This is a genomic window from Acinetobacter sp. Ag2 (genome assembly GCF_001005515.1).
In the GTDB taxonomy this organism is placed as follows: domain Bacteria; phylum Pseudomonadota; class Gammaproteobacteria; order Pseudomonadales; family Moraxellaceae; genus Acinetobacter; species Acinetobacter bereziniae.
On record NZ_LBNA01000056.1, the window covers coordinates 66,325 to 89,057 of the forward strand.

Consider the following 22,733-nt stretch of genomic DNA (forward strand, 5'->3'; position numbering starts at 1 on the left):
ACATAACAAAACAGTAGTTTTTGTGAAAAATTGCGAGGAGTTTGCAGGACAAAGCTTTCGTGGCGCGTATGATAGCATTGTCTCAGAAAAAATGAGCAAGAAAACTACATTTTTTTTCATTTTTTTGTAGTTTTTTTTAATTTTATGGATGAATGACGTCTAATTGATAGTCATCAAAACTTTTTCTAGGCTCTGTAATGACAAATTTAAAAGGATATGGGCTATTTTGTGGAATTCGTTTAATTCCTATCAAACTCTTGATGAGATAGTCTTCAGCTGGGATTGAATAAGTTTTGACTATTTTATCATTTGCTTTGAGTGTGACCTTTATTATCGGGAGCTCTAAACTTTTAGAGTACTGATTATTGATTTGACCTGAAAATTGAGTTTGTTGTGAATCAATTGCCTTTACTCTGAGATTACTAATCACGATATGTTTGTAACGTTGATCAACAGTATCACAATGAAAAACTGAACATGCTTTGGTGAAAACAGTATTGATTGCAGGATAGCGGTCAGTCAAGTTTGGGTTAAACCAAACAATTTGGAACATTAAAATGCTAAGCAATGAAAGATTAATGAAACTCCAAGCCAGATAATACAAAGTACTTTTCGGTTTGAGCAGATCATCGCCTTTGTGATTGAGTCCCTTCGATAGATTTAAACTGGGAATATTATGAACAGGTTCATTATTAAAGTAGTTCAAATTATTTAAGTAGGTTCTCAGATCTATATTGGAATGTTCAACTTTACGATTGAATATATCCAGCACGCTGGTTTCATTCCGACGATTATCAAAAGACTCCTGATTCAATTTGTGTTCTGTTTCAGGGGTATTTATCGCTTGCTGGTCAGAAGGAGAGGGCTGAAGATGAACCAGTGCATTAAAGTTATCGCCACATTTTGGACAACAAACCATACCTTGCGCAACAGTAAGCTGTGTAACTGACACTTTATAAATTGAAGCACAATTAGGGCAGCGGGTTTGTTTTTCAGCCATAGATAGTTAAATATTCATCGATTAAAATTTCTTACGCGAACCAGAAATTCTGCACCAGTTTTCTTCGCGTTTCTCTACCTCTACTATATCAAAAAATTCAGAATAAACACTAGAAACATCAGCAACTTGCTCTTCAATTACACCTGCAAGTGCGAACTCGCCCTCAGATTTAATTAAAGTTGAGAATTCTTCGGCAAGGGACATCAATGGACCAGCAAGAATATTTGCAACCAGTACATCTGCTTGTTGAGCCTTAAACGTTTCGTTAAATTCTTCTGGAAGCCCGACATAAAGATTTTCAAGTACACCATTCAACTCAGCATTTTGTTTTGTCGCTAAGACTGCTTGTGGGTCGATATCAGTTGCATAGACTTTTTTTGCACCTAATAACAATGCTGCAACACCCAAAATGCCTGAGCCACAACCATAATCAATCACAATTTTGTCTTTAACATCAGTTTTACCCAGCCATTGCAAGCAAAGGAAGGTGGATGCATGGTTGCCTGTACCAAAGGCTAAGCCCGGATCAAGTTTGATATTGACAGCATCAGCTTCAGGAGGCTCTAACCACTCAGGTACGATCCAGTATTTTTCACCAATTTGAATAGGTTCATAGTAGTCCATCCAAGAGCGTTCCCAAACTTGGTCTTCTAGGAACTCACTTTTCATTGGGGCAGTCGGGAGTTGAGTGCGAATAAATGTCTCTAAAGCCGCTACATCGATTTCTTCATGGTCTTCTTGAGCGTAAATGCCTGTAACAATGACTTTATTCCATAAAGGTGTTTCACCTGGAAGAGGCTCAAGCAAGTCTTGATTTTCAGCATCATCGAGCGTCACACTTACTGCACCTAAAGAACTTAATAAAGTTTCAGTAAAATCAACTTGAGCTTGTTCAACTGTAATATGAATTTGTAACCACTTCACGGGAAAGACCTAAATCGTTTTCTTAAAGCCAATATTGTAACGGAAACTGTCAAGGTGCGCCTAGCTTCAGCCAAAATAAAAAAGTGGATGTATCAACATCCACTTCGGTTTTATAGGATCATCTTTCATGCACGTTCAATTACAGATTCTTGCGTGGCATGTCTTGAAATCAATGCACCAAATATCGCTGCAAAAATATACATAAATATCGAATAAACTGCGGCAGGCATTGCCACTGTTGAATTTGCCATGACCGTCAATGCGATGGTCATTGCCAAGGTACTGTTATGAATACCTATTTCAAAAGCGCAAGCGCGTGCTTGTGCACTATTAATGCCTAATAATCTTGGGACAAAATAACCGATGAGCAAACTACAAATACAGAAAATCATTGTGGCTAAACCGACTTGGGTGAGATATTCCAGAATATGTGCGCGCTCTTTAGCAATTGCTCCGATAATGATGAGTATCAAGAAGACCACTGAGAAAATGCGCAATGGTTTATTTAATTTTTCCGTAAAATGAGGTGCATAATGTCGAATCAGCATACCGATACAGACAGGAATTAAAATAATTGCAAAAACCTGAAGAATTTTGCTGAACTGCATACTGATTTGCTGTCCATCATTCATAAAGTATTGAATGGAGAAGTTAACAATCAGGGGGAGGGTAAAAGCTGCGATCACAGAATTAATTGCAGTCAAGGTAATATTCAGTGCAATGTCACCTTTAAATAAATAGCTAAATAAATTTGCGGTACTTCCACCTGGTGATGCAGCGAGTAACATTAATCCAACTGCGAGTAAAGGCGGTAGGGCGAGTACTTTACAGATGACAAAAGCGATACCGACCAAAAGTACCAATTGACAAAATAATGCAATCAAAACCGCTTTCGGATGTTTTGATACCCGAGCGAAATCTTTCGGAGTGAGCTCTAAGCCCAAACCAATCATAATGATGGCGAGGGCGAGTGGAAGCATGATGGTGATTATTCCTGAATCCATAGTTTCATCCTTTTTGTTGTTTTAAATCATTTAAACAGGTGAATATTCCTTACTCAAAATTGAGTGTAATCGAAACAATCAAAATATAAAAATAAAAAACATGACTGATGAATAATTAAAAAAAATACTCTTTTGGAGAATAATAAATTTTATTAAAAAATTAATAAATACAATATTTTATATTTAGAATAAGTGGAGTGGATTCAAGTGGTCATTCAAAGACTATCCCTAATTTTAAATCCCAAAAAATAAATGAATCACCAAAACTCCTAACAATTTGTATAAAGCATAAAGTTCATTGGATATACATGATTGAAATTAAATCACTTGTATGAATAATCAGGTGGTTTAACTATAGGATCCCTGAATATAAAAAAGAGATCCCGTTAAACGGAATCTCTTTTAATCTCAACATTTATCCATTTTTCAACATAGATGAATGAAATTATCACTCACTCCATCAAGATAAGAAGAAGTGTTGAGTTAGAGGAAATTATTGAGCTTGAATTGGGTCTTCACTTGGTACAGCTTGGCTAGGTTGTTCAACCGCTGGCTGTTCCGCTTGAGAGGCGTCATTGGTTGCAGGTGCATCAGCACTTGCAGGAGCAGCTTGTTCTACAGCAGGATGATTTTCCATCGCAGGTTCTGGCGCTGCAGCAGCACCTGTTGTGTTACTGCCTGCTGGTGGTGCAGGGAAGCTAAATTGAAGCTTACCATTTTCATTCGGTTCACACGTACCATTAAAAGTTACACCTTTATTGGCATAAGTGACCCAATCACCTTGCTTTTTCTTAGCACAAACCTGAATTTGCTTTTTCACTTCAGCTTTACTGGTGTTTTCCTCAGCAGCATGAGCAAAACCAATTGCCATACAACTCAACAATGAAGCCGTCATCATCTTAGACAATGTATTTTTCATAATCGTATTCCTTGTATTCATGATGGAAAATTTAATTATCTGAGTGATTCTCATGGTATAGCGGTTTTTTGCTAAGTTAAATTTGATTTGTAGGGACTTACTGAAACGAAGTGTCAATTTATGTTGCCTATGTATCTAAATGTTTAATTGGAAATAAGTGTGATTTGTGAGATAAATTTTTGTAAAACCGCCTAAAACTGAGCGTAAATTTTTGCTATAATTTCCTGTCATTCTTTTTATCTCTCATTTATCACTATGCATTATCCTAAAGTTTACGATGTCATTGTTATCGGTGGCGGTCACGCAGGTACGGAAGCAGCACTTGCTGCGGCGCGTATGGGTCGACAGACTCTGCTTTTGACTCATAACATTGAGACTTTAGGGCAGATGAGCTGTAACCCTGCTATTGGTGGGATTGGTAAATCTCATCTGGTTCGCGAAATCGATGCGTTGGGTGGAGCAATGGCTCTCGCTGCTGATAAAGGTGGTATCCAATTCCGTATCCTGAATTCGCGTAAAGGCGCTGCTGTCCGTGCAACACGTGCTCAAGCTGACCGTATTCGTTATAAAGCTGCAATTCGTCATACTTTGGAAAATCAAGCCAACTTAGACATTTTCCAACAAGCCGCTGATGATCTTATCGTTGAAGGCGATACGGTGAAGGGGGTCGTCACTCAAATGGGTATTCGCTTCGATGCGAAAACAGTTGTGTTGACAACAGGTACATTCTTGGGTGGTGTTATTCACGTTGGATTGAATAATTCGTCGGGCGGTCGTGCAGGTGATCCTCCTTCTATTTCTTTAGCTGCGCGTTTACGTGAATTAAACTTACCAGTGGGGCGTTTAAAAACAGGTACGCCACCACGTATTGATGCTCGTTCAGTTGACTTTTCTGTGATGATCCCACAACCGGGTGATTTTCCATCTCCAACCATGTCATTCATGGGAGATGTGTCTATGCATCCAGAACAGGTGAATTGCTATATTACGCATACCAACGAACGCACCCATGAAATCATTCGTGGTGGTTTGGATCGCTCACCGATGTATACAGGTGTGATTGAAGGGGTTGGTCCACGTTATTGTCCATCTATTGAAGACAAAATTCATAAATTTGCTGATAAAGACTCGCATCAGGTTTTCTTAGAGCCTGAAGGCTTGGACACCCATGAGCTTTATCCAAATGGTATTTCTACATCATTACCTTTTGATGTTCAGTTTGAGTTGGTACGTTCAATTCGCGGTATGGAAAATGCACATATCCTTCGTCCAGGCTATGCAATTGAATATGATTATTTCAATCCGCAATCGTTGAAATTCTCGTTAGAAACAAAATCCATCAATAACTTGTATTTTGCTGGTCAGATCAATGGTACAACAGGCTATGAAGAAGCTGGTGCACAAGGTTTATTGGCAGGTTTAAATGCTGCTCGTCGTGCTTGGGATCAAGAGCAATGGACACCTAAGCGTGATGAAGCATATATGGGTGTTTTAGTTGATGACTTGATTACTTTAGGGACTAAAGAACCGTACCGTATGTTTACCTCGCGTGCAGAATACCGTTTGATGCTTCGAGAAGACAATGCAGATCAGCGTTTAACAGCGATTGGTCGTGAAATGGGCTTGGTTGACGATGAGCGCTGGGCTGCATATTGTGAAAAAATGGAAGCAGTTGAAAAAGAAACAGGTCGTTTGCAACATCTATGGGCGGCACCAAATAACCCGATGGGTAAAAAATTCGTTGAAATGACTGGTGCAGATCTTTCCAAAGAGTGTTCTGCGATTGATTTGCTTAAACGTCCAAATATCAATTTCTCTCAAATTGCGGAATTGACAGGCTCTGAAGTATCTGCATTTGTGGGTGAGCAAATCGAAATTGCGGTGAAATATGCAGGCTATATCAACCGTCAGCAAGAAGATGTTGCTCAAATGAAGCGTTTGGAAGATACCAAAATTCCTGCTGATTTTGACTATGACGCTGTTTCAGGTCTTTCTCGTGAAATTACCATGAAACTTAAAAATGTATTGCCAGAAACGCTTGCACAAGCGAGTCGTATTCCAGGGGTAACACCTGCGGCTGTTCAATTGGTGATGATTACGATTCGTAAACATAACCAAATGAAAAAATCTGCTTAAGTTCGAATCCTTAAAAAAAGTCCGCTTATTTCGTAATGCCAATCAGTTAAGCTGATTGGCATTTTTCTTTGGATATTTTTGGGTTCTTGCCTTAACTACCCGGGGATAGTGTCTCTACCTCCTTACAGGTAAAACATAGATTTTTGAGATTTCTAGTAAATGCTCTAAATGTTTTGGTAAATTGCCCGTTGATTCTAATGGATAGATGCTTTCCCTGTCTGTTGCAGGCTCTGTTCAATCCAGTTTAAATCAATCAACTCACTAAAATGAGCTAATGTTAAATAAGATTGTTGTGAGATAAGTTCTAGATTTTGAGATAGAATCATAAAAAATTAGCATATTTATATACACTCATTTTTATCGTATTTTAACTTTTGTCTTAACTGATCAGCATTACTACATCCTGTTGGGTTTTTTATATATTTGATGCGGTAGTATAACTTCTGTCGTTCCTCACATTCCTTGTATCTGATCTTGTTATTATTATCTGGAGCATCCTGCTCTCTATGTCTTAATGTTTTAAAATATCTAAAATTAACATAATACGCCTTATACGAAAGGCTCTAAGTAGAGTCTTTTTATTGACTAATTGTTTTTGAAAAAGGAATTGCAGATTAAATCTTAATGATATACTCTAATTGATATACGTTTAGATTTGGTCCCTTAGAATGTTAATGCTCCGATTACCTGTAGAACTTGAAAAGCGGTTAGATGAAATAGCAGAAAAGACTCAACGAACGAAATCATTTTTAGCGAGAGAAGCAATTTTGTTGAGTCTTGATATCTTAGAAAAAAAATACACAATTGAAAACAAAGGATTAAGTGATATGAATATTAATTTATATGAAACTTTAGTTAAGTCTTTTTCTATACCAGTTAATTTAGAAACTGAATCAAGGAAATCAAAATTTCGTATCTTTAGTGAAGATGGAAAGCTATTTGTTCATAACAATAAAGATAATATTCGCCCATTAGGCATAGAAGAAGTTGATAATTTTTATAAAGTTTTTAAAGAAACAGGGAGTCGGTCTCCATCAACATATACAGATGTAACGTTTAACTCATCATATATTCTTGCTGCAGTCTCGCATTTAAAGGAACAAGGTGTTCTTTAATACAATGTGTAATTGTATTAAAGCCCTCGATATCCTATCTAACGCTGATCAGTTAAGAGAATCTATGTTATTTGTTAACCTAAATTCTCTTATATTTGGATTTTAATTTAGCTAAATTTACCTCTTATTGAGCTTATTTTTAACTTTTTTGTCTTAACTGATCAGTATTACGCTTATTGCGGGCTTTTTTATAACCCAAAGAATGTATAGTTGCTTGTTGAAAATATATGGTCTTTATGACAATATAAAATAAATTGAGTAGTTCTGAGAATAACATGAACAAGCAAGATCGAATTAAAGGTGCAATTTATGGGCTATTGATTGGAGATGCAGTCGGTGTGCCTTATGAGTTTAATCTGCCTGAACAGTTACCTGAATATAATCAAATTGATATGCTCCCACCTGCTTATTTTTCTAAGACTTATCCAGAAATTCCACTAGGGACATGGTCGGACGATGGTGCACAAGCGCTAAGTTTGCTCGATTCACTCCTGTATAAGCATAAAATGGATGCAGAAGATCTCATGAAGCGGTTGTGTAATTGGTATCAGTATGGATATATGGCAGTTGACTATCAAGTTTTCGATGTCGGTGTGCAAACTGCTGAATCGATAAGAAAGTATTTAATGGGTGTCCCTCTATCTCAGGTTGCTAAAAATGATGAACATGCCAATGGTAATGGTTCACTTATGCGTGTATTGCCTTTAGCGTTGTGGCATCAAGGTTCAGATCAACAGTTGATTGAGGATGCGTATACTCAGTCCCATATTACCCATGCACATCTAAGATCAAAGGTATGTTGTGCTTTGTATTGCTTATGGGCTAGATCAATTCTGAACGGATTGGATATTGAACCTGCGTGGTCGGATGCAGTTGCAAGACTTCGCCAATGTTTACAAGATCGACCAGAAGATTTGCAACAGCTTGAGTTATATATTCGTCCTGATGAATTAGTTCAGGGAACGGGGAGTGGTTATGTGGTTGATTGTTTAAATTCAGCAAGATATGCCCTCCAAAAAAAGTCATATCAAGATGTGATTAAAAGCTCGATTGCATTAGGCAGAGACACCGATACAACTGCATGTGTGGCTGGTGGTATAGCTGGATTGTATTTTGGTTATCATGCCATTCCTCAGCTATGGTTGAATCAATTAAGAGGCAAAGCATTGGTGGAACCTTTATTGGAAAAACTCAGTATTTACATCGCATCTTCAAAATGAATATTTATATCAATCGAAAAGTCATTTGAATGATGAAGCTTTGATTTTATCACTACAATCATCAACTAAGCATATCTTGATAAAGATTTTAGTTGCGCATCTTATTGGTTTTTGTTTGCGATAAATTCTAAATAATTAGATTCAACCTAAGGTTATACAAATAACGCTTAAACAGAATTGGTGAAAAACAAAGCAGTTTTAATTATTTTTCAGTTTGAAAAATCGTGGTTATAGTCAATCTACATTCAAACGAGAGGTGGTTACTATGACGATGAAATCAATCCGTTACAACAATGCTGAACTCGCGTGCTGTCTGATGTGATGTTCAACTTACTCCAATGAAAACTCATGTCTTGTGGACATGTAAAAATGTGACATGAGTTTTAATCAGCGCAAAATAATAAAATTTAAAAACAAAAACAATAAGATATCAGAGCCGAGAGGCTCTTTTTTATTGGGGCTTGTATGTAAAACTTGTATCTATGCTAGTTAATATTGATTATTCAATTTCATGAACTGCATTAAAAACTTCTACAGGTTCGATTCGAACAATCTTTTTACCGAAGCTTCTCAGCCACCATACCAATTGTGAGGTAAAGGGAACTACTGCACTCACTTGATACAGTTGTTCATTTAATTGTTCAACTTTTTGCTCTTTGCTGAGCTGACTTTCTGTAAAGTACTGCGCATCATCTTCGTGCATCACCAGTTTTAATTCAACATTCTTGGTTGGTTGAGAAAAATCAACTCTAAAACCAAGTGCACCTGAATCAATATACTCATCAATATCAAATTTAACAGGATGTAATGCTCGCAAGTCTAAGACTGTTGCTGATTTAAAACGATGTAAAGCAAAAGTTTGGACTTCGGTTTTATCATGTCTGGTACAAATCAAATAAATGATCGCACCTTTTTGCACCAAGCCTAAAGGATTGAGAATATAAGTTTTTTCCTCACCTTGATGACCACGTGAACGGTAAATACATTCAATTTGCTTGTCTTGGAGTAATCCTTCATAGATTGCCTGTTGCGCCTGTCTTTCAACCAAAGGAGGGATTACAGGCTGACTAGCAGGAACAATACGAACTCGATTAATCCATTGTCGAACATTATTCTGTGTTGACAAACTGCGACGAGCTAGATCAAACCAAGGATTCATTTCATCAATCAAACTTGGTGGTAACAGGTGCTTTAAATGTTCCTCAACCATCATAAATGTGACTGCCTGAGAGCTGGTCATATGAGGCAAGCTTTGAATTGGTGCATCTGAGCGCCAACGCCAACCTTGAGGCACAGTCTTGTTGCTTTCGATGGGAAAGCGTTGCGCAATTTGATTGAGATCACGTTGAATAGTACGCAAACTGATCTCAATTCCTTCACGTTCTAAGACTTCTTGTAACTCACGTGTGCCCATCCATTTACCCGTAGAAAGTCGGGACAAAATTTGCCATTGGCGATAGAGGCTGTTGGAGGTTTCTTTTTCTTGTGCAGACATGTCAAATATCGTTGAAATCGTGAAGGTTTAAGGGAAATAAATCTGCTACACAATAGAAAAATAAAAAACTTTCTGCAAGTTCTATCCTTAAATTAATTTGTTAGACCTTGAAAACACTCACTAAAAAATTTTGAAACAAGTTCGATCAAAACTCACATTGAGCTAAACAATAAACAATGAATTAATAAAAGCTGGTTAAAAGATTTCAAACCTGATGCTAAAAAAACATTTTAAGACTCAATGATTGTTGGCATTGATATTGCTTGATTCATCCTGCCACCAGAGAACATAAGAAGAGGTTTGTATGCTAAAAGAAACGATGGATACAAATTCAAGTAATGAAAATTATGCAGAACGTTTTGCTGTGTCAATGATTGAAGAGCAGACTCAGTCGAATACAGGTGAATTAAAAGAGATAAAAAATATTCAGGCAGCTGTTCATTTAAATATTGAGATGCAGCAACCAGCAGTGCATTTACTTAAACAACTCGATTCTATTTTCTTTAATGAAATGACCGATGATCATGTTCTTTCACCTGAAACTGCGGAAAAAGTTGAGCATTGGTTATCTCAACATAGTATTTATGAGCTTGAAAAACTAAATGAAACAGCTAAAGCGCATTTTTTATATCAAGGAATTACCTTTGCTGTATATGGAGAAAAATCTGGGATTGATCGCACCATTCCTTTTGATTTGATTCCCCGAGTGATTGCCAAACAACAATGGAACAAAATCGAGGCAGGATGTACGCAACGTATCAAAGCTTTAAATCTATTTCTTGCTGATATTTATCATGAGCAAAATATTTTAAGAGAAGGTTTTATTCCTGAGTTACCAGTGCTTTCACATGAAGCGTATCAACCGATCATGATGAATCACAGTTTAAATGGAAATATTTATAGTCAAATCAGTGGTATCGACATTGTCCGTGATCGACACGGGGAGTTCTTTGTCTTAGAAGATAACTTACGTACTCCTTCTGGTGTGTCTTACATGATTGAAAGTCGTAAGATGAGTCAAAAATTGATGCCTGAATTATGCAATCAGCAAGTTGCAAGTATCGAGCAATATCCTCAGCTTTTGCGTGAAATTCTCGCTGAAAATTCAAGGGTCACTACACCCACAATCGTGGTGCTGACGCCGGGTCGTTACAATAGTGCATATTATGAGCATTCATTTTTAGCAAGAGAGATGGGTGTACCCTTGGTGACATCTCGTGACCTTTTTGTTGAAAACGACAAGGTTTATGTGAAAACCATCCGAGGACGTCAGCAGGTTGATGTAATTTATAGACGTTTAGATGATGGTTTTTTAGACCCTTTGTGTTTTAGACCAGACAGTACTTTAGGTGTTGCAGGGCTGATGTCGGCTTATTTGAGTGGCAATGTGGTCATTGCAAATGCACCAGGTACAGGGGTTGCTGATGATAAGTCCATTTATCCTTATGTGGATCAAATGATTGCTTATTATCTGAATGAAAAGCCAATTTTATCAAATGTACCCACTTATCAATGTCGAGAGGCTGATACATTGGATTATGTGTTGGCAAATCTCGATCAATTGGTCGTAAAAGAAGCTCAAGGTTCTGGTGGTTATGGGATGCTGATCGGTCCTAAAGCAACAGAACAAGAAATTGATTTATTTAGAATTAAATTAATGGCTTCACCTTCAGCATATATTGCGCAACCGACATTAGATTTATCAGTAGCGCCAACTTTAACCTCACAAGGAATTGCTGAACGTCATATTGATTTACGACCATTCATTTTAACCTCACCTGAACGTATAGAAATCGTTCCTGGTGGTTTGACCCGAGTTGCAATGCAACAAGGTTCATTGGTGGTTAACTCATCACAAGGTGGTGGAATTAAGGATACATGGGTGATTGATGAATATTCAATTTAATCAGTCCTTAGCAATCCCAACCAAAGGAGAGAAAAGATGATTTTACTCAGTACAAATGCACAAAATATATTTTGGTTAGGGCGTTATTTGACCCGCATACAATATTTATGTAGCCAGTTCCCTTTTAAAACCAATGAATTGGCATTAGATTATGCAAATGCATTTTGCTTACCTGCATTCGATGCCAGTTCCTTGAATGAACTCATTTTGGACTCTGAGCAGCCTGCTTCATTTCACCAACAGTTTTTATGTGCCAAAAATAATATTCATGACTTGCGTGGGGTTATTTCTGCGAAATCATTTGCTGAGTTGAATCAGCTTTTACACCAAGCCGAACAAAATGCCAGTTTTATCTGTGATGTCTGTGAGGAGTGTAATGATGTTCTTGAAGCAGAAGATGATGAGTTATTGTTCTTATTCTTTAGTCTTGGGCAAAAAATGGAACAGTTCGACCGTCAGTTACGGCTAAGCCAAGATAAATCGCTAACATTGACCCAATTAAATGCGGTGATCAGTAGTTTGAATCAACATGGGATGTGTAGCTTGCCAGAAGTGTGGGAGGAGCTAAAAAAACAGCCTAATCGAATGAATTATTATCATTTTAGCGATCATATTGATTCTTTATTTGAATTGGATCGCTTATGAAACTCATGATTAATCATCAAACCCATTATCAATATTCTGACTGGGCAAAAAACAGCATTCAATATATAAAAATGACCCCGCAATCGAATTTACATCAACAAGTGACGGGGTGGCAAATTAGTATTCCTGGAGAAAAACAATATAAAAAAGATGCTTTCAATAATATTTGGTTGACCAGCTCGCAAACAGAACCTTATCAACAAATGTTGATTATGGCGCAAGGGATTGTTGAAATTAATACAGACAATCAACTTGGTTTACAGGATGCACTTGCTCCAGCCGTATTTTTACAACCTACAACTGCAACGCTGTGTAATGATGAAATGATTGCATTTGCAGAATACTATTTACCGCAAAAAAGCTGGGCTAATTTTCAAAAATTAGCCGAAGCATTGCTACAGTACATGCCATATATCACCGCAAGCACAACGGTTACGCATACGGCTATAGCATCCTTTTCAGCACAACAAGGGGTTTGTCAGGACCATAGTCATGTATTGATTGCAATGGCAAAAGCTTTGGGTATTCCTGCACGCTATGTCTCAGGGTATTTGTATGTCAATAATCAGTCACATTTGGCAAGCCATGCTTGGACAGAAGTCTACTTAGAAGGACAATGGCATATGATTGATGTCAGTAATCAGCTTTTTAGCCCACAATCACATGTCTATGTCGCTGTTGGTCGAGATTATTGGGATGTTGCTCCAGTTCGAGGTATACGTGAAAAAGGGGGGGCAGAAACAATGTATTCTATCGTTCAGGTACTTGCATGCTGATGCAGAATGATCAATAGTGTCATGCATTGCAAAATGATTAATTTCGAATTTTAGTTGTATAGGTAGCTCCATGACGTATTGCTGTGCTTTAAGACTCAAACAAGGTTTAGTATTTATTAGTGATACTCGAACCAACGCTGGAGTCGATCACATTTCGGTATATCGAAAGCTCTATACTTTCGGGATCGAAGGCGAACGTTTTATCTGTATACAAACTTCGGGTAATCTGGCGACGACTCAAGCCGTGATTGGGCATTTGGAAAATCATTTAGCTCTAAAACAAGAACCCAATCTATATAGCGTCAACACCATGTTTGAAGTTGCTGGCTTAATTGGTCAGACTTTACGAAAAGTGATTGCTGATGTGACTGAAGATACCCAAGAGCAAAGTAATTATTACTGCAGTTTGTTGGTGGGTGGACAAATCAGTGGTGAAGAAATGCAGCTTTATAATATCTATCCACAAGGGAACTTTATTTCTGCAACCAGTGATACGCCGTATTTCCAGATTGGAGAAAGTAAGTATGGTAAGCCGATTTTAGATCGGGCATTGAGTTATGATATGCCTTTGGATGAAGCTTTACGCTGTAGTTTGATTTCATTTGACTCCACACTACGTTCGAATGTTTCAGTCGGTATGCCATTAGATGCCATGATTTATGATAAAGACAGCTTAAAAATTCCTAAAGGAAAGCGTATTGTTGAAGATGATCCATATTTTCAGCATATCAGTAAGCAATGGTCGGAAACCTTAAAAAAAGGATTACAGGATTTGCCAAAACCTACTGTGGACTATTTTGAGTAAACTTCTCAATAGATTGAAACGAGCATTAATTAAAATTTAATCTCCATTCATTATTTTAATAAGTACTCTAATTTTTTAAATGTAAAGAACATGGAATTAGTTCAACTTTGTTATGTATCAAGCATAAATTTAAAAGATTTGCGTTTAATGGCTGAATTTAGGAATGCGATGCATCGTGCAGCCACTTTTTTTACTGAGCAGCATATACATGGTGTTTCATTTTATGCAAATGAACACTTCTTACATTGTTTTGAGGGTGAGGCTAAATCGATAGATTTAATTTATCAGCATATTTTAAATCATCAAGATCAGAATTATCGTTTTTGTTTCCTCAACAATATTCAAGAATTTCACTTTGAAGCTTGGCAAATGAAGTATGTCGATCGTAATGGAGTGGTCAGTATTTTCTGTAAAAAATGTGGCTTAAATCATTTTAAACCCATGAGTTTAACTGATCAACAAATCGACGAACTTATGCAAATAGTGTCTGTTAGAACAGTATCAAAATAGAATTAAATATCTAAATAATAAAAAGTTAAGGCTTGTACATTAAATGATAATTGTTTATAACAATATAAAGATAAAAATAGAAGAATTACATGACTTTTCAATTATGCTGTGCAAGTAAAACAACATCACCTCATCATCAATTACTGAATGATCTAAGAGAAATTCTTGGTGAAGCGAGAGACTTTAATGTACTGCATCAAGTTCGAGGCGTACTTTATTTTGCCGATGAGCATTTTTTTCAATGCCTTGAAGGTGAACAGTCGGTAATTTTACATCTGTTGGAGAAATTATATAAAGATCCTAGACATCATCAGATAAAGCTATTTAGAGCTTTACAGGTAGAAAGAGGGTATTTTTCTCAGTGGTCGATGAAGTATGTCAGGCGAAACAGTAAAATTCAGCAGTTTTTTGAGCACAAAGGTTTTCTGCGTTTTCAGCCATTAAATTTAGATAAGCAAGATATACCCAATTTACTCAAATTACTTTATGAGATCGAACAATTTGAAGATATTGTGGATGATTTTGTTTAAAGCCATTTTTTAATGCTATTTAAAAAGTACTTTTGTGGGCTGTGCTTTGAGTATGAGTTTTTTTAAGATGATAAAATTAAACATTCAATCCTTGCTTTTGTGTTCACAGTTAAATAGACAATCGCAGATATTGAGTGAATCTTATCTGACTTTTTTGCCTATACTTCCGAGAGTATTTTTTCTAAAAATGATAGAGATATTAAGTGTATCTCTATCATATACATGGCTTTTATTCTGCACGATGGGTACAATTTGGCATAAAAAGATTTAAATCTTTTTACGTTTTGGACGACCTGTCATACGACATAATAATTCATAGCCAATCGTACCATTTGCTGTCGCAACTTCATCAACTAAACGGTTTTTACCCCAGAGTTCTACGACCGTCCCGATTGGTGCATTCAATCCAGTGACATCAATGGCAATCATATCCATTGCAACACGACCAATAACACGGGTTGCTTGCCCATGAATAGAGACATAATTCTGCGAGAGGTATGCACGAGGATAACCATCTCCATAACCAATAGAAACGATTGCGATATCCATCTCTTGGTCTGAAACGAAAGTTGAACCGTAACCGACAGATTCACCTGCTTGAATATGATTTAAAGCAATAATTTCAGCGGTAAATGTCATTACAGGACGAATATCGAGATCATGTGCAGATTGGTCTGCAAATGGTGACGCACCATAGAGCATGATTCCTGGTCGCACAAAATCAAAATTTAGTTCAGGCCATTTAAAAATAGCGGCTGAGTTACAGCACGACGCCAAAATAGGTGAACATGCTTCTTTAACTTGCAAAAATTGTTGCTTTTGCAATTCATTTAAGGGGTGATGATCGACATCAGCGTTTGCGAAGTGCATAGCAAGTACACAAGTAAAACCTTCAGCTTGTAATGAATGGATCACTTCAATAATCTCAGCCATTTTAAAGCCTAAGCGATTCATGCCACTGTTGAGTTTGACCCAAACTTTCAGTCCTTTTTGGATATATTGGTCTTTGTAGGCGCTTAACCAATCAAGCTGCTGTTGATGGTGAATCATTAGCTCAAAGTTACTGTCTAGAACAATTGGCATTTCATCTGCATTGAAAATACCTTCAATCAGTGTAATCGGTTGTTGATAACCTAATTCACGAATTTCCAAAGCTTCTTCAAGGCAGGCGACACCGAAAGCATCAGTTGAACTTAAGGCGGCTAAGCAATCCTTGACGCCATGACCATATGCATTGGCTTTTACCATACTGACAATTTTTGCGGTTGGGGCAAGTTGTTTGACACGGTTTAAATTATATTGCAGCGCTTCGCTGTCAATATAAACTGTTGCTTGGCGCACCCTCGTTACTCCTTGGGAATGGCAAATACAGCATAAAATTGATGAAATTATGCGGTTAGAAATGTAATGATGGTTCTATATTGTCTTAAAAAGATCATGATCAAGAACCAAGATTATTGTAGTCCGATCAAGGCTAAATGGACATGAACATTTGTGTTTTTAATGAGTTATTGATTTTGTATCGATAAAATTCTTGTATTTTTGCTTAAACATAATTTGTAAAAATATTGATCTTTATTTTTTTTACAAAATCGTACATTTTATATTCAATTTCATGATTAAGGTGTACGTGTATGGGAACATGGTCTCATGAACCTTTTGGCAATGATACAGCCAGTGATTGGGCATATGAATTCGAAGAACATAACGGTTATGACGTGATTGAGGATGCATTTGATCAAATCATTGATATGACCACAGAAGAGTTTATTGACGCTGATTTGGGATGTATTGCGCATGCGGCAGCAGAGGTTTTGGCAAAATCTTTTACAGCGAGTATAGCTGACAACGAATATTATCCTGAACCTGTAGAAAAATGGCTAGAGCAGAATAGAAATAAGCAAAATTATGCATTGATTCCAAAAGCCCTACTTGCATTAAACTTATTGACTTCTGAAAGCTCTGAATTGGATGAGCTATGGCAAGATTCAGATGATTATGAAGACTGGATCAGAAATATTGATGAATTGAAAGAGACTTTAAAATCAAAGATCTGAGTCCAAAGTCTCTTCATTATTTATTGGTGATAAAGCTTATTCTTCGTCTTCGTATTGAGCATAGTACTCAGGAGATAAATTACTGAATCGGGTGTATTGACCTTCAAAGGCTAGACGTACTGTACCAATAGGTCCATTACGTTGTTTACCAATGATAATTTCGGCAGTGCCAGCTTCTTTTGATTCTTTGTTATAAACTTCATCACGGTAAATAAACATAATTAAATCGGCATCCTGCTCAATCGCACCAGATTCACGTAAGTCTGACATAACAGGACGTTTATTTGGTCGATTCTCCAAAGAACGGTTAAGCTGAGACAATGCAATAACAGGACACATCATTTCTTTTGCAAGCGCTTTTAAGCTTCGTGAAATTTCACCGATCTCACCCACACGGTTGTCACCCATACCAGGGACTTTCATTAATTGGAGATAATCGATCATGATACACCCCAATTTACCACCATGTTGTTTGGCAATACGCCGTGCGCGTGCACGTACCTCTGTTGGAGGAAGTGCAGAGGAGTCGTCGATATAAAGATGCTTTTCTTGAAGTTGTAAAATCGTACCAGTTACTTTAGACCATTCATCACCATCCAGTTTTCCAGAACGTAGATGTCCTTGATGAACTTTACCGTAGGCAGAGATTAAACGCATTGCAATAGAGTCTGCTGGCATTTCCATGGAGAAAACCAGTGCGGGTAGGTCACAGTTGAATAAAACGCTTTCGACTAAATTCATTGCGAAGGTCGTTTTACCCATGGACGGACGTGCTGCAACAATAATCATATCACCTGCTTGCATACCTGAGGTTTTATTGTCCAATTCCATAAAACCTGTGGTTAAGCCAGTGATATTGCCATCTAGCTGAGATAATTCATTTAATTTATCAAAAACGTCAGCAACCACGGAAGTAATTGCTTTAGGACCTTGTGCCTTCGCATTATTATTGTGTTGCTCTGCAATAGAGAAAATATTGGTTTCAGCAAGATCTAAAATCTCACTGACATCACGACCTTTGGTGTCATAGGCATTCTGCAAAATTTCATTGCCGACTTTAATCATATTTCTCAAAGTCGCAAACTCTTTGATTTTTCCAGCGTAAGTTTCTAAATTATAGAAACTTGAAGGGGAGTCTGCCATCAATTGCATTAGATACTCTTCACCACCAATTGCATCGAGTAAATTTTGCTTTATCAGCCAGTCATTGACCAATACCGCATCATAAGGTGAGCTTTCTTGAGCAAGTTTTTCAATTGCACGAAAGATATATTTATGACGCGTTGCGTAAAAATCATTTTCACTTAAAGTATCGCTCACTTGTTCAAAAGATTCAGCGACAGTCATTAACGCAGCAAGTACAGCTTGTTCAATTGCCAAATTGTGGGGTGGCGTACGAAACTCTTTTAACTGCGCATTGTCTTTATTTTTTGCATCAGCATTGAAAGAGTTTTGTTGAGCAGTGGCGGTTGCCTGAGACATAGAAGACCTTGTTTTAAATCTTGCGAAAACATTACTTAAAATAATGTATGGAGACACTTCAGTACTTACTTATCTTAATGCAAAATTTAGAAAGTTTCTAACAGTAATACCGATAAGTAGAGACTTAATGAAGTGAAAAAAACAACTGTAAAGTGTGAAACTAAAAGTTTAGAGATAAAAAAAGAGCATACAAAAGTATGCTCTTTTTTTTGCTTGAAAATTACTCAGATACGATAGTAACGAGAACTTCAGCAACAACATCATGATGCAATTGGATTGCGATGTTGAATTCACCAGTGTGACGAAGCGCACCGTTCGGTAAACGAACTTCTGCACGGTCTACAACAAGACCAGCATTTGTTAACGCGTCAGCGATGTCACGAGTACCGATTGAACCAAATAGTTTACCTTCATCACCAGCTTTCGCAGTGATAACGATATTTACTTCGTTCAATTGATCAGCACGTGCTTGAGCAGCAGCTAAAACTTCAGCTTCAGCTTTCTCAAGTTCAGCACGACGAGCTTCAAAAGCAGCAGTGTTTGCTTCAGTCGCAGCAACTGCTTTACCTTGAGGGATCAAATAGTTACGACCGTAACCAGCTTTAACTGATACTTTATCGCCTAATTTACCAAGGTTTTTAATGCGTTGTAATAAGATAATATCCACGGCTCAACCTCACTTATGATTGTCAGTGTAAGGAATCAACGCTAAATAGCGAGCTTGTTTAATAGCAAGCGCTAATTGACGTTGGTAACGAGCTTTAGTACCTGTAATACGGCTAGGAACAATCTTGCCATTTTCAGTGATGTACTGTTTTAAAGTGTCGATATCTTTGTAGTCGATGTACGTAACGTTCTCAGCTGTAAAGCGGCAGAACTTGCGACGACGGTAAAAACGTGCCATTGATGTTCTCCTTATGCTTCAACAGAATCTTGAGCTTGTTGTGCTTCTTCACGTTGAGCTTTACGCGCACGTTTTTCTTCAGCACTCTTAGCAAGTAATGATTCTTCAGTGATTGCGTGTTCACGACGGATAATCACGTTACGAAGGATTGCATCGTTATAACGGAACAATTCTTCTAATTCATTAAGCGTAGTTTGGTTACATTCGATGTTCATCAAAATGTAGTGCGCTTTATGAATTTTGTTAATTGGGTAAGCCAATTGGCGACGGCCCCAATCTTCAAGACGGTGAATTTGACCTTCAGCATCTTTGATGTGAGAAATGTAGCGTTCTACCATTCCCACAACTTGATCGCTTTGGTCTGGGTGTACCAGAATTACGATTTCGTAGTGACGCATTGTCAGCTCCTTACGGTTTATACAGCCCCATTCAAAAAAATGAAGCAAGGAGTCACAATCTGTAATGCTTTAAACAAGAGTTAAAAGCAATAGATTATGCCGCAAAAATTGCGAGCGCCTATTATAGGAAAGTTTATGAGCAAACACAATTTAATATTCAATTATTTATTGGAAAAGCCACTAAATTTTTACAGAGGGTGAATTGAATTTTGTATTGTCACTATTAAGATTAAAACTGAATAAAAAAGGATAGCAACAATGACAAACTACCGTATTGAGAAACTTGAAACCATTGAATCTTATATTGAAAATCCAACACAAGAGTTTTACTTTGAGGTATTTGATGGTCGTTATGACATTGTCATGGTGGTGGATTGGGGTGAGGAGGATGATGCAATCATCACATATTGTGAAAAAATTCTAGAAACTGGACAACTGTCTGCAAAATTTGAAGCTGCCGATAATAAACAAGGTTTTACCATTACGATTCAGTTGGGGGAAAAAACATTACTGATTCCTTATCAAGGTGAGGGTGCTGATCGTGATACAACTTTACGAGCACTCAATGAAATTTTACATCCAGACTATGAAATCCGTTTCTGTAAAGCTTCTGATGGTTCAGACACATTAGAGTTTATCCCACTTCCCCTAAAAATATGGCATCAATTAGATCTCAAATATGCTGAAAAAATGGATGATTTGTTTGCTCGGTTTGAGCATGATTCTGTATTTTTTGGAAGTTAGTTTAATCTTTAAATCAGCCATTAAACTGATCAAAGGATCGGTTAATTTGGATGTTGCTTGAATATTGAACATGTTAAATAGTCTTTAGAATTGAAGTTGAATAAAATCCAATTAAAAACAAGTTTTTAGGATGGAATGTAGATGTTTTTATATATGCTTTTGGAAAAAATGTTCATTGTTCGCTTTGAAATAAGTATGTCGCTTTTTAAATTATAGTCACTAATTTTTAGTAAGCTATGTGTTAGAACTGCATTGCTGTTTCTTTGTTTTTACATGTTGCCTTTTTAGGCTGAAAAGTAATATTGAATAATTAAATCACCAAGTCGAGTAAATACAAACAGTGTTAGCGCACAAACTTTTTTAGAAGATGGAGATTTGATCAAATCGTTATTTTTGAGGCTATAATTAAATCATTGTATTTATACTCGATATTGATAGAGTTTTTTATATTCAACAGGACTCATACCTAAATTTCTCATAAATAACTGCCTTAAAACTTGTTCATGATTTAAACCACATTCCATTGCAACTTGTTTAACAGCCAACTGATTTTCTCTAAGAAGTTTTTTAGCATATTCGAGTCGAATGCCTTCTAGCCATTTTGCTGGAGAAAGTCCGAATTCTTTTGAAAAAATTCGTGACAGGTGACGTGGGGTAATGCCAAATTTGTCAGCTAAGATTTGTGCATTAATTTGTTGTTTGAGATTAGATTTTACCCATACTTGTAAATCATTTAATACCGCTCTGCCATGATTACTGAGTTCAATATCATCACTAAACTGTTGTTGAGTACCTTTTCTTTTAAATAGCGTGACCAAATGCATTGCAGTTTTTCTAGCTATTTCAGCACCAAGATCATGCTCTACGATTGTCAAGGCTAAATCCAATCCTGCGCTAACACCAGCTGAGGTAAATAAATTTCTATCTTGTATACAAAATGCCTGATTGTTTACATTTAATTTAGGAAATTGAATTTTTAACTGTTCTATGAATGCCCAATGCGTTGTAACGTGTTTGCCATCTAACAAGCCAGTCTGTGCTAATAAAAAAGTACCTGTGCAAATCGCCCCGTAACGTTTTGAGCTTTGACATAATTTTGTTAATTGCTCAATCAAGTTTTTATTGACTTGCACATCCGCCATGAAAGGTGAACCTGCAATTAAAAAGGTATCGATAGCATCTAAATCACCAGACATACAATAATCAGGCAATAATTTAATACCACAAGACGTCTTTAAGGGTTCAGCTGTGGCTGCAATTAAAATAGGTTTATAAATTTCCTGACCGATCTGCCGATTCGCCTCTGAAAAAACATCCATTGGACCAGCAATATCGAGTAATTGCACTTCAGGTAATGCAAAGAGTGCGACGGTTTTCGCTGTCATCTCATATCCATAATCTAATGAAAATGTCCTAATTTTACGCTTTTAATAAATTTAAGACATTGGTATTTCCATCTATATTGAATATCAATATCTTCAAAGGAAAACTTTTATGGAAACCTTAGACCACTTATTTATACCTGATAGCAAAGTAGTACAGGATGTGCAGGAACTGATACGTGACTGTGAATCAGATCTTTTGTTTCACCATTCAAGTCGGGTATATCACTGGGGGGCTTTCGCTGCTCAACGTAAAAATATCAAAGTTGATCATGAATTACTTTATATCGCATGTATGTTTCATGATCTTGGACTTACACAACAATATTGTAGCTGTGATCATCGTTTTGAAGTAGACGGGGCAAATGCTGCTGCAGACTTTATGAAAAGTCGTAGCTTTTCTCAGCAAGAGATTGATAAAGTTTGGACAGCGATTGCATTGCATACAACACCTGGAATTCCTGAATTTATGGCAGCAGAAATTGCAATGGTCAGTGCAGGCGTTGAAATGGATGTGTTGGGAATCAAGTTTGATCAATATAGTCAACAGGAACGTGATCAAGTCATCCAACTGCATCCTCGTGAAATAGGATTTAAAGAAAAAATCATTCAAGCATTTTACGAGGGTATAAAAAATAAGCCTGAGAGCACTTTCGGTAATGTAAAAGCAGATGTTATTGCCGACAAGCAGCCAGAGTTCGATGCTATTAATTTTTGTTCAATCATCAGAAACTCTAAATGGTCATCTTAAATATATCTTATATGCTCACATCTTTTTTAC

23 protein-coding genes are annotated in these 22,733 nt (G+C 37.0%); 12 read left to right on the forward strand and 11 right to left on the reverse strand.

What is annotated here, in order from left to right:
• Positions 1-142: 142 nt before the first annotated feature.
• The 4 genes from AAV97_RS16230 to AAV97_RS16245 form a co-directional block, all read right to left on the reverse strand.
• A complete protein-coding gene (locus tag AAV97_RS16230; RefSeq protein WP_046761099.1) occupies positions 143-1,000 on the reverse strand; it encodes a zinc-ribbon and DUF3426 domain-containing protein in 858 nt (285 codons plus the stop codon).
• Between the two features lie 21 nt (positions 1,001-1,021).
• Complete coding sequence (gene prmA, locus AAV97_RS16235; protein ID WP_004824454.1) at positions 1,022-1,924, reverse strand: 50S ribosomal protein L11 methyltransferase; 903 nt, start codon at positions 1,922-1,924, stop codon at positions 1,022-1,024.
• A 125-nt stretch (positions 1,925-2,049) separates the two neighbouring features.
• Positions 2,050-2,928, reverse strand: coding sequence for a bile acid:sodium symporter family protein (locus AAV97_RS16240; protein WP_046761100.1), 879 nt, complete (start codon positions 2,926-2,928; stop codon positions 2,050-2,052).
• 493 nt (positions 2,929-3,421) lie between these two features.
• Complete coding sequence (locus tag AAV97_RS16245; protein ID WP_046761101.1) at positions 3,422-3,847, reverse strand: hypothetical protein; 426 nt, start codon at positions 3,845-3,847, stop codon at positions 3,422-3,424.
• Between the two features lie 255 nt (positions 3,848-4,102).
• Between AAV97_RS16245 and mnmG the strand changes: the two genes are divergently transcribed.
• From mnmG to AAV97_RS16260, 3 genes are all read left to right on the forward strand, one after another.
• Positions 4,103-5,983 carry a tRNA uridine-5-carboxymethylaminomethyl(34) synthesis enzyme MnmG gene (gene mnmG, locus AAV97_RS16250; protein ID WP_004824451.1) on the forward strand — a complete coding sequence of 627 codons (1,881 nt, stop codon included), beginning with the start codon at positions 4,103-4,105 and terminating at the stop codon, positions 5,981-5,983.
• Between the two features lie 668 nt (positions 5,984-6,651).
• Positions 6,652-7,098: a ribbon-helix-helix domain-containing protein gene (locus tag AAV97_RS16255; RefSeq protein ID WP_151780070.1), complete on the forward strand. Its 447-nt coding sequence runs from the start codon at positions 6,652-6,654 to the stop codon at positions 7,096-7,098.
• Positions 7,099-7,373: 275 nt separating this feature from the next.
• Positions 7,374-8,318 carry an ADP-ribosylglycohydrolase family protein gene (locus AAV97_RS16260; RefSeq protein ID WP_046761103.1) on the forward strand — a complete coding sequence of 315 codons (945 nt, stop codon included), beginning with the start codon at positions 7,374-7,376 and terminating at the stop codon, positions 8,316-8,318.
• 499 nt (positions 8,319-8,817) lie between these two features.
• Here AAV97_RS16260 and AAV97_RS16265 read toward each other — a convergent pair whose 3' ends face one another.
• Complete coding sequence (locus AAV97_RS16265) at positions 8,818-9,813, reverse strand: helix-turn-helix transcriptional regulator (protein WP_004824446.1); 996 nt, start codon at positions 9,811-9,813, stop codon at positions 8,818-8,820.
• Positions 9,814-10,117: 304 nt separating this feature from the next.
• Between AAV97_RS16265 and AAV97_RS16270 the strand changes: the two genes are divergently transcribed.
• The 6 genes from AAV97_RS16270 (at position 10,118) to AAV97_RS16295 (ending at position 14,985) form a co-directional block, all read left to right on the forward strand.
• Positions 10,118-11,719 (forward strand): circularly permuted type 2 ATP-grasp protein, encoded by a 1,602-nt coding sequence (locus tag AAV97_RS16270; protein ID WP_046761104.1) that lies wholly within the window; start codon positions 10,118-10,120, stop codon positions 11,717-11,719.
• Between the two features lie 36 nt (positions 11,720-11,755).
• Positions 11,756-12,364, forward strand: coding sequence for an alpha-E domain-containing protein (locus tag AAV97_RS16275; RefSeq protein ID WP_046761105.1), 609 nt, complete (start codon positions 11,756-11,758; stop codon positions 12,362-12,364).
• The gene (locus tag AAV97_RS16280; protein WP_046761106.1) at positions 12,361-13,140 is read left to right on the forward strand and encodes a transglutaminase family protein; all 780 of its coding nucleotides are present in this window, start codon (positions 12,361-12,363) and stop codon (positions 13,138-13,140) included. The genes AAV97_RS16275 and AAV97_RS16280 overlap by 4 nt, the downstream gene beginning before the upstream one ends.
• Before the next feature lie 70 nt (positions 13,141-13,210).
• On the forward strand, positions 13,211-13,945 hold the full coding sequence (locus tag AAV97_RS16285) for a proteasome-type protease (RefSeq protein ID WP_004824440.1): 735 nt from the start codon (positions 13,211-13,213) through the stop codon (positions 13,943-13,945).
• Positions 13,946-14,035: 90 nt separating this feature from the next.
• Positions 14,036-14,455: a BLUF domain-containing protein gene (locus AAV97_RS16290; RefSeq protein ID WP_046761107.1), complete on the forward strand. Its 420-nt coding sequence runs from the start codon at positions 14,036-14,038 to the stop codon at positions 14,453-14,455.
• 89 nt (positions 14,456-14,544) lie between these two features.
• The gene (locus tag AAV97_RS16295) at positions 14,545-14,985 is read left to right on the forward strand and encodes a BLUF domain-containing protein (protein WP_046761108.1); all 441 of its coding nucleotides are present in this window, start codon (positions 14,545-14,547) and stop codon (positions 14,983-14,985) included.
• Positions 14,986-15,252: 267 nt separating this feature from the next.
• On the opposite strand, the gene alr is transcribed toward AAV97_RS16295, so the two are convergent.
• Positions 15,253-16,326, reverse strand: a complete 1,074-nt coding sequence (gene alr, locus AAV97_RS16300; RefSeq protein WP_046761109.1) for an alanine racemase — start codon at positions 16,324-16,326, stop codon at positions 15,253-15,255.
• A gap of 293 nt (positions 16,327-16,619) precedes the next feature.
• Here alr and AAV97_RS16305 point away from each other — a divergent pair, with 293 nt between their 5' ends.
• Complete coding sequence (locus AAV97_RS16305) at positions 16,620-17,042, forward strand: DUF4259 domain-containing protein (RefSeq protein ID WP_004824431.1); 423 nt, start codon at positions 16,620-16,622, stop codon at positions 17,040-17,042.
• Between the two features lie 36 nt (positions 17,043-17,078).
• On the opposite strand, the gene dnaB is transcribed toward AAV97_RS16305, so the two are convergent.
• The 4 genes from dnaB to rpsF form a co-directional block, all read right to left on the reverse strand.
• On the reverse strand, positions 17,079-18,524 hold the full coding sequence (dnaB, locus tag AAV97_RS16310) for a replicative DNA helicase (protein ID WP_004824429.1): 1,446 nt from the start codon (positions 18,522-18,524) through the stop codon (positions 17,079-17,081).
• Positions 18,525-18,744: 220 nt separating this feature from the next.
• On the reverse strand, positions 18,745-19,191 hold the full coding sequence (gene rplI, locus AAV97_RS16315; protein ID WP_004824427.1) for a 50S ribosomal protein L9: 447 nt from the start codon (positions 19,189-19,191) through the stop codon (positions 18,745-18,747).
• Between the two features lie 9 nt (positions 19,192-19,200).
• A complete protein-coding gene (gene rpsR, locus AAV97_RS16320; protein ID WP_004719336.1) occupies positions 19,201-19,428 on the reverse strand; it encodes a 30S ribosomal protein S18 in 228 nt (75 codons plus the stop codon).
• An 11-nt stretch (positions 19,429-19,439) separates the two neighbouring features.
• Positions 19,440-19,826 (reverse strand): 30S ribosomal protein S6, encoded by a 387-nt coding sequence (rpsF, locus tag AAV97_RS16325; RefSeq protein ID WP_004824425.1) that lies wholly within the window; start codon positions 19,824-19,826, stop codon positions 19,440-19,442.
• A gap of 258 nt (positions 19,827-20,084) precedes the next feature.
• Between rpsF and AAV97_RS16330 the strand changes: the two genes are divergently transcribed.
• Positions 20,085-20,570: a hypothetical protein gene (locus tag AAV97_RS16330; RefSeq protein WP_046761110.1), complete on the forward strand. Its 486-nt coding sequence runs from the start codon at positions 20,085-20,087 to the stop codon at positions 20,568-20,570.
• 419 nt (positions 20,571-20,989) lie between these two features.
• Here the strand turns inward: AAV97_RS16330 and AAV97_RS16335 are convergent, their stop codons facing one another.
• Positions 20,990-21,955 carry a GlxA family transcriptional regulator gene (locus AAV97_RS16335; RefSeq protein WP_046761111.1) on the reverse strand — a complete coding sequence of 322 codons (966 nt, stop codon included), beginning with the start codon at positions 21,953-21,955 and terminating at the stop codon, positions 20,990-20,992.
• Between the two features lie 109 nt (positions 21,956-22,064).
• Between AAV97_RS16335 and AAV97_RS16340 the strand changes: the two genes are divergently transcribed.
• Entirely contained in the window at positions 22,065-22,703 is a 639-nt protein-coding gene (locus AAV97_RS16340) for an HD domain-containing protein (protein WP_046761112.1), read from the forward strand.
• Positions 22,704-22,733 lie beyond the last annotated feature (30 nt).